Source organism: Pseudoalteromonas sp. SR41-1 (assembly GCF_014164015.1).
Classification (GTDB): Bacteria; Pseudomonadota; Gammaproteobacteria; order Enterobacterales; family Alteromonadaceae; genus Pseudoalteromonas; species Pseudoalteromonas distincta.
This window is the reverse complement of record NZ_JACJEK010000006.1, coordinates 231,150-243,333: the sequence shown is the minus strand read 5'-3', so window position 1 is coordinate 243,333 and position 12,184 is coordinate 231,150. Positions and strand designations below refer to the sequence as shown.

Genomic DNA, 12,184 nt, shown 5'->3' with positions numbered 1-12,184 from the left:
ATTAAAATTAAAATTAAATTTAATTATTATTTGGTGTTTTTTATTACTAAATAAAATTACCTATGGATATAGCCTCAAAATGAAATTAGACGACGTTGCTTCAGACTTAACCAACCAATTTGTAATTAACGACTATTTGCATCAGTTATTTGATGCGGTAAATGTAATTTCTGTTCAAGGTTATGACAATGAACGTCGTGTTATTTATTGGAATGAAGGCAGTGAGCGACTTTACGGATACACAAAAGAAGAAGCCATAGGGCAAAAAATAGAAGACCTTATAATTCCAGAATCAATGTGTGAATTTGTAATTGACGCACACAGTGATTGGGTAGAAAAAGACATAGAAATTCCAGCATCCGAAATTACCCTAAAAGTAAAGATGGCGAAAGTGTATCCGTTTTTTCTAGCCATGTTATGTTTACAAATCAATATAATACAAAACAAATGTATTGCATTGATATTGACTTATCTGAGGTTAAAAAGGCACAAGCAGATGCATCATTTAATGAGGATATGCTAAAAACTATTTTTGAGGCAATTCCTGACTTATTTTTCTTGATGGAAAATGATGGAACTATTATTGAGTATCATGCCAGTAATGAGACCGATCTCTATACCAAGCCCAAACAATTTATTGGTAAAAAAATGGGTGATGTACTCCCGCGCGATGTAGCCGAAAAATTTGAAACCTATATCAGCCTTGTATTAGAAAAAAAGCAGATGATGAGCTTTAAATACGAGCTAGCTTTGCCCCATGGGCTCGTTTTTTTTGAAGCAAGAATAAATAAAATAACAGAACATAACCAGTTAATGGTTATTATTCGAGATATTACCGAACAGCATAAATCAGATGAACTAATTAGACATCAAGCGTATCACGATAGTTTAACTTTACTTCCAAATCGTTTTTTAGCACTTGATCGTTTGTCGCAATTACTTATTGAAGCACAAAGAAATAACGAAAAAGCAGCGGTACTGTTTTTAGATTTAGATGATTTTAAAAAAATAAATGATTCCTTAGGTCATGAAACAGGAGACAAACTTTTAATTGAATCAGCGCAAAGGCTACAAGATGCACTACGAAAAGAAGATACGGTAGGGCGCCTAGGTGGAGATGAGTTTATCGTATTATTACGAGGTATAACTGATCATCATGCTGCGCTAAAAATCACTGAAAAACTGCTAAATAATTTTAGGGCCCCTTTTAAAATTGAAGGCCGAGAACACATACTAACAGCAAGTATTGGTGTAGCCATATACCCAGAAAATGGTACAACCGTTGCTGATTTATTAAGAAACGCTGACACTGCAATGTATCAAGCAAAATCATATGGTCGTAATACTTATTCATTTTTTACTAAAAAGATGAACGTAATTATTCAGCGCCGACTCGTAATAGAAGAGCAGATGCGTGGCGCCCTTGAGCGTGACGAATTTGAGTTATACTACCAGCCCCAATTTGACGCCAAAAATAAACACATCATTGGTGCAGAAGCGTTATTACGTTGGCATAACCCTGTGCTAGGTAATGTAGCACCCGATGAGTTTATACCTATTGCAGAAAATACAGGATTAATTGTACCGATTGGCAAGTTTGTAATTAGCCAAGCATTAGATTTTTTAAACACATGGCAAAGTACTTGTAAACGAAAACAGCAATACACTATTGCCGTTAACTTATCACCTCGTCAATTTAGAGACGTGGGATTACTCAGCTTTATTCAAAACTCATTGAGTGAAGCAAACGTAAATCCCGAACATTTAGAGTTTGAAATAACTGAGGGAGTGCTGATGAGTTGCCACACTAATGTTGTTGATATATTGACTGAAATTACGGCATTAGGCATTAACTTATCAATGGATGACTTTGGTACGGGTTATTCGTCATTAAGTTATTTAAGAGAATATCCTTTTAATGTACTCAAAATAGATAGAAGTTTTATTGATGGTATTGTACTAAACAATGAAGATTGTAATCTCGTAAAGGCAATTATTGCCATGTCGCACAGTTTAGGGCTGACAGTGATAGCCGAAGGCGTAGAAACAAAAGAGCAGCTTACTTTATTGAACGAATTAGGCTGTGATTTTATGCAAGGTTTTTACTTTAGTAAACCCATACCAGCAAAACACTTTCTTGATTTTTCGATGAATTTTGATAAAAAGTAAGATTAAACACTCGATTGTAACAATTCATTGCACGGCTATTGACCTCATTAGCTACTGACGAGTAACCTGTTATAGAAACAAATAAAAAGGATTCTATAATGCGTTTAAAACCTCTTGTAGCTACATTAGCAGCCACATTTTCTTTATCACTTTCAAGTAGTGCCATAGCCGACGAAGGCATGTGGCAACCACACCAACTTCCAGAGTTAGAATCAATTTTAAAAGCCAAAGGGCTTGAAATTGATGTTGAATCTATTTCTAAATTAACCGAATTCCCAATGAATGCGGTAATTAGCCTAGGTGGCTGTACAGCATCGTTTGTATCGCCTAAGGGTTTAGTTGTGTCAAACCATCACTGTGTTTATGGCTCGGTGCAATACAATTCAACACCTGAAAACAACATATTAGAAAATGGCTTTTTAGCTAAAAGCCCTGCTGAGGACTTACCAGCAGCGCCGGGTTCACGCGTATACGTCACAGAAACAGTTACTAATGTGACTGACAAAGTTAGTAAAGGTATTGAAGAACTAAGCGGTAAAGCACGCTACGACGCAATAGTAAAAAACGAAAAAGCGCTAGTAGCCCAGTGTGAAGCCGACGAAAGCTACCGTTGTAACGTGTATTCGTTTCATGGTGGTTTAGAGTTTTACCTAATTAAGTCACTTGAAATTAAAGACGTACGTTTATCTTACGCACCAGCTATGGGCGTAGGTAAATACGGTGGCGATATAGATAACTGGATGTGGCCGCGCCACACCGGCGACTTTGGTTTTTACCGCGCTTATGTAGGCAAAGATGGAAAACCAGCTGAGTACAGCGAAGACAACGTACCTTACGTACCAGACTCTTACCTAAAAGTAAGTGCCAAAGGCGTGCAAGAAGGCGACTTTGTAATGGTTACAGGCTACCCAGGGCGTACTAACCGCTACCGTATAGCAACAGAGGTAGATAACGTATTTAACGACAGCTACCCTAAAGCACGCGTTCATAACTCAAAATACGTGTCGCTTATTGAAGAAAACTCAGAAGACGGCAGTAAAGCGCGTATTGCTTACGAAAGCACCATTGCAGGTTATAACAACTATATTAAAAACTATGGTTCGATGATCGAAAGCTTCAAAAAAGGCACTATGCTTGAGCGCAAAAAACAGTTTGAGAAAGAGTTAACACAATGGATCAATAGCGATAGTGAGCGTAAAGAGCAATACGGAAGCGTATTAGGTGAGCTATCTGAGCTAATTGCACAATCACAAGAGCACAGTGAACGCGACCGTATGTTAGGTTATGTACATCGCTCACAAATGATCAGTACAGCACGACGTTTATACCGCCTAGCTTACGAAAAACAAAAGCCAAATAGCGAACGTGAATCTGATTATCAAGAACGTGACTTACCTCGCATTAAAGCAGGGCTTGAGCGCATGACGCGCCGTTATGATAGCAAAGTAGACAAAGCTATTTTACTGCACTTTTTAGAGCTGTATGCAGCACTTCCAAAAGAAGAGCGTTTTAGCGAGGTTGATAACGTATTTAAAGTACAAAATGGGTTTGATAAAGCAACCCAAAGCGCGTTACTTGATAGCATGTATGAACAGTCAAGACTTGATAATGCCACTGTTCGCAATTCATTATTTGAACAATCGTTTAGCCAGCTAAATCAAAGCCAAGACCCATTTGTGCAGTACGCTAAAGCCATATTTAAAGTAATGAAAGCACAGGAAGATAAATCAAAAGCACTTGCAGGTAAATTACAAGCAGCTCGCCCAGAGCTAATGAGCGCAATAATTGCGTTTAACAAAGCTAAAAACAAACCTGTATACGCCGATGCCAACAGCACATTACGAGTAACCTATGGCACCGTAGGCGGCTACTCACCTCAAGATGGCTTGGTAGCAACACCTTTTACCTCGCTTGAAGGGTTACTCGCTAAAAACACCGATGTTGACCCATTTAATGCACCTAAAAAGTTACAAGAGCAAATTAAAGCCAAGCTTTATGGTGATTACACGGGTGGCATGAATACAGTACCCGTTAACTTCTTATCAAATGTAGACACTACCGGTGGTAACTCAGGTTCGCCAACACTTAACGGTAAAGCAGAGCTTGTTGGTTTACTGTTTGACGGTGTTTACGAAAGTATTATTGGTGACTGGGATTACAACCCTGAGCTTAATCGCTCAATCCACGTTGATTCACGCTACATGCTTTGGGTAATGGATAAAGTAGATAATGCACAAAACTTGTTAGACGAAATGACAATCGTAAAATAAGTAATTAGTGAGATAACAGAAGGGCGCTTACTGTAAAGGAAGCGCCTTTTTTATTAATCATAATGGGTTACGGTTAGTATACGTCAGTAGCATAACTTAGTTTTGCTAAGCACGCTTCTCTTCATCGCGAAGTGTTAAAACTTCGAAGCCCGTTTCTGTTACTAGAACGGTATGTTCCCACTGAGCAGAAAGTTTCTTGTCTTTTGTTACGACTGTCCATCCATCTTTTTTAGTTTTTACCTTCTTGGAACCTTGGTTGATCATAGGCTCTATAGTAAAGGTCATACCTGCTTCAAGCACTAACCCTGTATGAGGTTTACCATAATGCAAAACTTGCGGCTCTTCATGCATTTCTTTACCAATACCATGACCGCAATATTCACGTACTACACTATAACCAGAAGATTCAGCGTGCTTTTGAATAGCATAGCCAATATCACCAAGCGTTGCTTTTGGCTTTACCACCTTAATACCTTCCCACATAGCATCATAAGTCGTTTTAACCAATCGTTTGGCTTCTGAGCTTGTCGCTGCAAAAGTATACATTTTACTTGAATCACTGATATAACCATTTTTCTCTAAGGTAATATCAATATTTAAAATATCTTTGTTTTTTAATTTATAAATATTATTGGGTACACCATGGCACACTACGTCATTAACAGATGAGTTCAATGAATACCGATAGCCATATTGGTCTTTACTGGCAGGACGAGCATGTAACACATTGGTAATATAGCTTTCTACTTTAGTGTCTATATCTAACGTAGTTATGCCCTCGCAAATAAAATCATCAAGCATTTTAAATACCTGAGCTAAAAGCTTTCCTGACTCTCTCATGAGCTCAATTTCTGCATCAGTCTTTATTGTTGCTTTACTCATGCAAAAGATCCTGAATAGTAAGCTTTTCTCTTATGAGTTGTTTTTTAATTATTTCATGGTAGGTAAGTGTCGGATTTAACTCAGCAAGCATGCCTATTTTAATCCAAAACTCTGCTTGTGAATTGATAGATCTGGACATGATATTACTCGATTTTCTAATTTCTTCATGCAGCCCATCTGATATTTTCACTATTCCCATTATATATACCGTATATGATTTATGCATGTATCGTATATAATGAAAACATGGATGTCAACTTGGAGGTCTTACAATCAAAAGTGTATTTCTCGGCCACTTCACAAGAAAAATGATTAATAAGTAATACTTTATGTTTGCATTGAATTATATAAGCAATCCTTTTAAACTGCATTGGGGCAGATGATAAATTTAATGGGTTATGATATGAGATTGAATGTGACAAGAAGTGCGACTAGTATTTTATATAGCGCTATTTTGTATTTTCACTGTATTATTTTTGCACTAGGAATGGTTGAATCTACTTTTTCTGGGTATGAATTAATAAAGGTGATAAGCCCCACGACGGCAATAATTTCACTGTTAATTGCAGGCGTTTTAGCAACCATAAAAAAAGTAAGTCTATATACAAAGAAGTATTGCATCGCAATAGCTACAGTTGCTGCATTGTGTTTTCTATTTATTCAGTTTTCTTTTTTATTTCATATGCAGGTTAATTTCGATCTGGGAAGCCTTGATAACAACCCATTTACTTTATCATTGTACGCCATTTTTATGTTTACTTGTTTTTCAGCAATTACTATCAAAGCTTTTCATAAAAATATAAAAATAAATGAAATGAAAAAAATAAAATTAGTCGTATTTATAGTTGTATTAATCGGTTCAACTGTGTGGCATCAGTCATCTTTGAATCTAGTCAGAACCCAAGATGCTAATGCAAGAGAAAAAATACACTTATTAGAAACAATGATAAACCGCTCTTTGGCTTCACAGAAAAAAGCTCTAGCTAGAATAAAGACTAGAGTAGAAAAAGTTAGTTTTGAAGATTTTATGCGTCTAATTAATATAGACTCAAAAAATTACATTAGTGATTATAATATAATCAAAGGTGTTTTAGTTCTTGATAATGAATTAAATTATATTTCAGGCGATAATTTTTCTAGCAGTTTTTACTTAAATGGAATGCTAGAAAAACCTACAATAAAATTATGGCTTAAAAGAGATATAGAGGAAGTCCAATTTGCAGCTAACTCATTAACTCTAGACTCCGATATACCAATTTTAATGTTTTTAGCCCCTGTTAAACTTGCGAATCAAAGTCGTTTTTATATATTAAATTTACTAGATATGAACTTATTATTAGAGAAAAGTTATTTAAAATATCTTAGTCGGTATGATACATATTTAGAATTAACTCCAAATGTATACTTTTCAGTAGACTATAAAAATAAAACTCAGTCTGATTTAAACAAGCTAACTAGCCGTTATAACCATTTTATCACTGAAAAAATAAATGTGATGGGTTTAGTTGAACATAATGTCTATACCTTTATCAATGACTATGAAGCAATACACATTGATACCATAATTGATCAATTAATATTATGGTTTACGTTTCTATTTATATTTATTTTTGTACTGGTAGCTGATTCATCAAGAGCCTTAGAGTTTAGTACAAAGCATGATGAATTAACTGGTTTACTGAGATTGAAAGCTTTGGAAGAAGAGTTTCTGCAGCTTAGCTCGGTTAGAGGATATAGTAATTTTGCAACTGTAATAGTTAAACTAGATTTTTATGAAGAGATACATAATTCTTTAGGGTATGAAATCAGTGATAAAATTCTAAAAAAAGCTTCTGAAAGAATAAGTATAAATGTTGACAACCGAGTATTAATTTCTAAGGGAATTAACGATAGCTTTGTTTTATATTTTACAGATACTACACCAGCTATCCTTGAGCAAAAAATTGAGGCTCTAATACTCGATTTATCTAAAGCGTACTGTATAGACACATTTGACTTCAATCTTACTGCAAGTGCTGGAGTGGTATTTTATCAAACCCCCGAATTATTTAATTTTAAGCTTAACCTTCAGCAAGCAAATATAGCCCTTGAAAAATCTACAGAGCTTGGAGGGAATCAAATACACTTTTATCAACAAATAATGGATGATAAACACAGCGAAAAAATTATTATCCGAAATAATTTACACACGGCTCTAAAGAACAACGAATTAGAAGTGTTCTACCAACCTATACATAACTTGAATGGGAACCAAATTGTAGGTGTTGAAGCGCTAGTTAGGTGGCGTTGTAACGGTGAATGGATCTCTCCGGCAAAATTTATCCCTGTAGCAGAAACTACGGGTCAAATAGTTCAAGTAGGTAAACAAGTTTTAAATCAAGTCCTTCACGATATAAAAAAACATTCGCAACTGCAAAATATAACCGTAGCAGTTAATTTTTCAACCAAGCAGATTATTAAAGACAATTTTTCTATCGACTTACTCCATTTACTTACTCAAAATAACATCACATATAAAAATTTCACTGTTGAAGTCACTGAGTCCTCCTTTCAAGAAAAGACATCTATAGAGAAAACATTACTTGAATTAATTAATTCAGGTTTGAATGTTGCTATAGACGATTTTGGGACTGGTTTTTCAAGTTTGTCATATCTTGCTAATCAGCCCGCGAACATTATTAAAATTGATCGAGAGTTTACACTTGGAGCGGATAAAGATACGAAAGAACGAAAGCTTTTAGATACCATTATCAAAGTTTGTTATGACTTAGGCAAAAAAGTGGTAGTAGAGGGGGTAGAAGATGAAAAGCTAATTACACACTTATCTAGATATAAAGGTATTAGGATTCAAGGATACTTTTTCTCAAAGCCGCTTCCTGTTGACCAACTTATTGAATATATTCGAGCCATACAATACAAATAATATTAGTAATTTATGTTGTCCTCCAAAGTTTCTAATACATATTTCGATTAAGCTTGTTTTATTTAGTGCTTAATACTAATTCATTAAATATAACCTTAAAATAACTTACTACCTAATGGAAGAACACAGCCATATAAAGTTTTTTTATATGGTTTTTCTAAAAAGTTCAAAAGAACATAATCCTTGAACTCATAGCTATTAACCGCCTTAACTTAAATCAAATCACCTTAACACCCTTAAATATATTTCATGTACATTTTATAACCAAGAAGTGCTAGGTTAGTGGTAAATTAATTGAAGGAAATAATTATGAAATTAGAGTCATTAGCACTGCACCACGGTTACGAATCTGAGCCTACGACCAAATCGGCAGCCGTGCCTATTTATCACACTTCTTCTTATACATTTGACAACACGCAGCATGGCGCTAATTTATTCGATTTAAAAGTACCTGGAAATATTTACACCCGCATAATGAACCCAACCAATGCCGTACTTGAACAACGTATTGCCGCGATGGAAGGGGGCATTGGTGGGCTGGCTGTTGCCTCTGGGATGGCTGCTATTACGTATGCTATTCAATGTTTGTGTGAAGTCGGTACTAACATTGTCAGCACCAGCCAAGTATATGGTGGCACGTATAACTTATTTGCTCATACACTACCTAGGCAAGGTATTGAAGCACGCATGATTAAAGCCGATGACTTTACCGCGTTCGAGAATGCAATTGACGACAACACCCGCGCTGTTTTTTGTGAATCTATTGGTAATCCTGCAGGTAATATTGTTGATATTGAACGTTTAGCACGTATTGCACACAGCAAAGGTTTGCCGCTTATTGTTGATAATACCGTGGCTACGCCGTATTTATGCCGCCCATTTGAGCTGGGCGCCGATATAGTGGTTCACTCACTTACAAAGTATATAAACGGGCACGGTACTGCTATTGGCGGCATGATTGTCGACTCAGGTAAATTTGATTGGAAAGCGAATGCCACGCGCTTTGCAATGATGAACGAGCCCGATCCGTCGTATCACAATGTGGTTTATACCGAAGCTTTTGCTGAAGCTGCATTTATCGGTCGCTGCAGAGTAGTGCCACTTAGAAATACCGGCGCAGCGCTTGCCCCTAAAAACGCATCTGACATTTTAATCGGCCTTGAAACCTTAGGCTTAAGAATGGATCGCCACTGCGAAAATGCACAGCACTTGGCTGAGTATTTAGAAAATCATCCAAAAGTGCTTTGGGTTAATTACGCAGGGCTTGAATCAAGCCCGTATAACGAAATGAGTCAGAAAATTACCAGTGGTAAAGCATCGGGTATTTTAAGCTTTGGTATTGCTGGTGGCCTAGAAGCAGGTACTCGTTTTATTGATGCGCTAAACATGATTTTACGCTTAGTTAATATTGGCGATGCCAAGTCGCTTGCGTGCCATCCTGCGTCAACCACACACCGCCAATTAAATGATGAAGAGCTTGCTAATGCGGGCGTAAGTCGCGATTTAATTCGTTTGTCAGTCGGTATTGAGAACATTGCAGACATAATTGCCGATGTAAGCCAAGCGCTCGATAAAGCATAGTTACCTCACTACCTTTCATAAAAAACTTTAAAGCATAAAAAGCGTTAGTTGAAAATAAACTATCGTTTTTTATGTTTCTCTAAAATCTATTAATAAGTATACCTCTTTATTTTATCTACCTTTTTTATAAAACCTTCCTAAGGCTTTTATATTTTTACCGCTTGTTTTTTATTCACATGTCAACTTTGTATTGACACTAAGATTACTTACTACTACATTTGTAATAGTACCACTACAAGTGTAGTAATAGGAGCGACAATGAAACTTAGTGATTTTGAAATGGATATTATGCAGCTGCTCTGGCAGGAAGAACCCTGTACCGCGAGTCAACTACATAAGGTGCTTTTAGCTGATAAGCAAAAAGATAAAAAAGTAGCCTATACAACAGTTAAAACTATTGTAGATAGGTTAGAACACAAAGGAGCGATTGAGCGTTGTGGACATGAAGGACGAGCTATTATTTTTAGAACAATCGTTACTCAAGAGACATTATCGGAGCAAGCTATGCCTAGTTTTATGCAACGATTTTTTAAAGGTAATTCTCGTAGTTTAATTGCCCACTTTATTAAAGAAGAAAAGCTAAATGATGAAGATATAGAATATTTACAAACGCTTTTAAAAAATAAGAAGTTAGATTAAAGGAGAGGGTAATGACGGATTATTTACTAACTTGCACACTTATTAGCTTATGTATTTTGCTTACAGTAAAAGGGCTAAAAAATGCCCCAGCACGATTAAACTTTTACATTTTAATGACTGCCTTGGTATGTTGGTTTGTCCCTTGGCAATATTTTTCCCAGTTATCCTTATTTGAAGGGGCAAATCGTTACACATTCAACGTGGCGCAATTGATTCCCAATGTTAAAGCATTAATACCAAATGCTGAACAAGTAGCAACTAAGGACGAATTACAAAGCGATGTGAGTATATGGGACTTATTGCCATCACTTAGTAATGTTTTTATAGTTTTAGTTTTAGCTGGTTTTGGATTGTTTTCATTACGCGTGAGCCTTTATGTAAAGCTTATAAAAAACTTATACATTAACTCAAAGCCAAGTCCTGAACTTAAACACATTAACAATCAGTATCCAATTAGACTAACAACCCATACAGAGCCTGCTTTTGCTACCGGGTTAATAAAGCCTGTTATTTGGCTAGAGTCGACGATGGTAAATCGTGAAGAATTAGATTCAGTCATTCAACACGAGGTAACTCATTTACAACAAGGTGATATTTATTGGACGTGGCTTATTTGTTTTATAGAAAGCGTTTTTTGGTGGAATCCTATTTGCTTAAAGTTAACTGGTTTAGCAAAAGAGCAACTCGAACTTAGCTGTGATGAGTTGTGTATGCAAAAGCTAAAAGGTAAATACCAATTGGATTTAGCCAGTTTATTGCTACAAGAGCAAAGTGCTAAAAGCTCGCCTAACTTTTTTACCCCCCCACTTTTGAATATTGCTCATTCTAAGAGTTTTAATATTCAGAGGATCAAAATGTTAAACAAGGAAAAAACAATGAAAAGTAAATATTTGGTTATGGTTGCGGCGGCAATGTCTTTTAGTGCTTTAGCTGCAGCGCAAATTGTAGATGGTAGTTCAGATAACAAGCAGCCAAGTAATAATACGTCTCAGGCTCCTGTTAAAAGTGAAGAATATAAACAACAACTTGCACAGCTTCTAAAAAGTGCTGCTGGGGCAAAAAGTGATACCCCTGAACTGTTAAACCAAGCTGCGCAAGGCATACAACAATGGCACTTAAATAGAGATAAACTTGCTGGTTTTGAAGAAGCTGAAATTAAACTACAAAGCTTTAGGCTGCTAGATCACGTTTACTCTAAACTTGAGCAATATGAAGATATACTGAGTGCTTACGAAAAATGGTATGAGCCTGGTAGTAACCCGCCTTACTTTTTAAAAAATTCACTAGCAACCGCGTATATACAACTAGGGCGTTATGAGCTTGCTGTTGCAGAGCTTGAAGATTTATCAAAACAGCTTGAAGGGAAACTACATGTTGGCTCTGCTGATAACTTAGCACTGGCATACATTTACCTTGATGATTACGATAAAGCGTTAAAAACCCTAGAGAAGGTTGATGCAAAAGACGATGTATACGGAAATATCCTTAAATATTATGTTTATGATAAACAAAATAACCGTAAAAAGATGGATGAAATCAAAAGTAAAATCCCAGAAGCATTTGCAGTTACCCCCGCGTTATTACCACAAAGCGGCCTACCTGGTTCGCAATTGTTGAGATTGCTATAAGTTTTCAATTACGATGAGGCTCGGAGTATCTGAGCCTCTGTTTATGTTATTGGTACAAATACAGTAAAATAGGTCTAGATTATTTAAATCTC

The 12,184-nt window shown here is 36.1% G+C and carries 7 protein-coding genes and 1 pseudogene; 6 read left to right on the top strand and 2 right to left on the bottom strand.

Annotation, left to right across the window (positions count from 1 at the left end; translation table 11 throughout):
- Window positions 1-79 precede the first annotated feature (79 nt).
- Both H5118_RS07290 and H5118_RS07285 read left to right on the top strand, forming a co-directional pair.
- Window positions 80-2,169 (top strand): annotated as a pseudogene (locus H5118_RS07290) (EAL domain-containing protein).
- A 98-nt stretch (window positions 2,170-2,267) separates the two neighbouring features.
- A complete protein-coding gene (locus H5118_RS07285; protein WP_182748346.1) occupies window positions 2,268-4,439 on the top strand; it encodes a S46 family peptidase in 2,172 nt (723 codons plus the stop codon).
- A gap of 105 nt (window positions 4,440-4,544) precedes the next feature.
- Here the strand turns inward: H5118_RS07285 and map are convergent, their stop codons facing one another.
- Together map and H5118_RS07275 are read right to left on the bottom strand one after the other, a co-directional pair.
- Window positions 4,545-5,321 carry a type I methionyl aminopeptidase gene (map, locus tag H5118_RS07280; RefSeq protein ID WP_182748344.1) on the bottom strand — a complete coding sequence of 259 codons (777 nt, stop codon included), beginning with the start codon at window positions 5,319-5,321 and terminating at the stop codon, window positions 4,545-4,547.
- The gene (locus H5118_RS07275) at window positions 5,314-5,520 is read right to left on the bottom strand and encodes a ParD-like family protein (protein WP_182748343.1); all 207 of its coding nucleotides are present in this window, start codon (window positions 5,518-5,520) and stop codon (window positions 5,314-5,316) included. The genes map and H5118_RS07275 overlap by 8 nt, the downstream gene beginning before the upstream one ends.
- Window positions 5,521-5,724: 204 nt before the next feature.
- On the opposite strand from H5118_RS07275, the gene H5118_RS07270 reads away from it, so the two are divergent.
- The 4 genes from H5118_RS07270 (at window position 5,725) to H5118_RS07255 (ending at window position 12,092) form a co-directional block, all read left to right on the top strand.
- Window positions 5,725-8,244 (top strand): bifunctional diguanylate cyclase/phosphodiesterase, encoded by a 2,520-nt coding sequence (locus tag H5118_RS07270; RefSeq protein WP_220497233.1) that lies wholly within the window; start codon window positions 5,725-5,727, stop codon window positions 8,242-8,244.
- A gap of 309 nt (window positions 8,245-8,553) precedes the next feature.
- Window positions 8,554-9,825: an O-acetylhomoserine aminocarboxypropyltransferase/cysteine synthase family protein gene (locus H5118_RS07265; protein WP_182748341.1), complete on the top strand. Its 1,272-nt coding sequence runs from the start codon at window positions 8,554-8,556 to the stop codon at window positions 9,823-9,825.
- Window positions 9,826-10,083: 258 nt separating this feature from the next.
- Window positions 10,084-10,464 carry a BlaI/MecI/CopY family transcriptional regulator gene (locus H5118_RS07260; RefSeq protein ID WP_182748339.1) on the top strand — a complete coding sequence of 127 codons (381 nt, stop codon included), beginning with the start codon at window positions 10,084-10,086 and terminating at the stop codon, window positions 10,462-10,464.
- 11 nt (window positions 10,465-10,475) lie between these two features.
- On the top strand, window positions 10,476-12,092 hold the full coding sequence (locus H5118_RS07255) for a M56 family metallopeptidase (RefSeq protein ID WP_182748337.1): 1,617 nt from the start codon (window positions 10,476-10,478) through the stop codon (window positions 12,090-12,092).
- The last annotated feature ends 92 nt before the right edge of the window (window positions 12,093-12,184 follow it).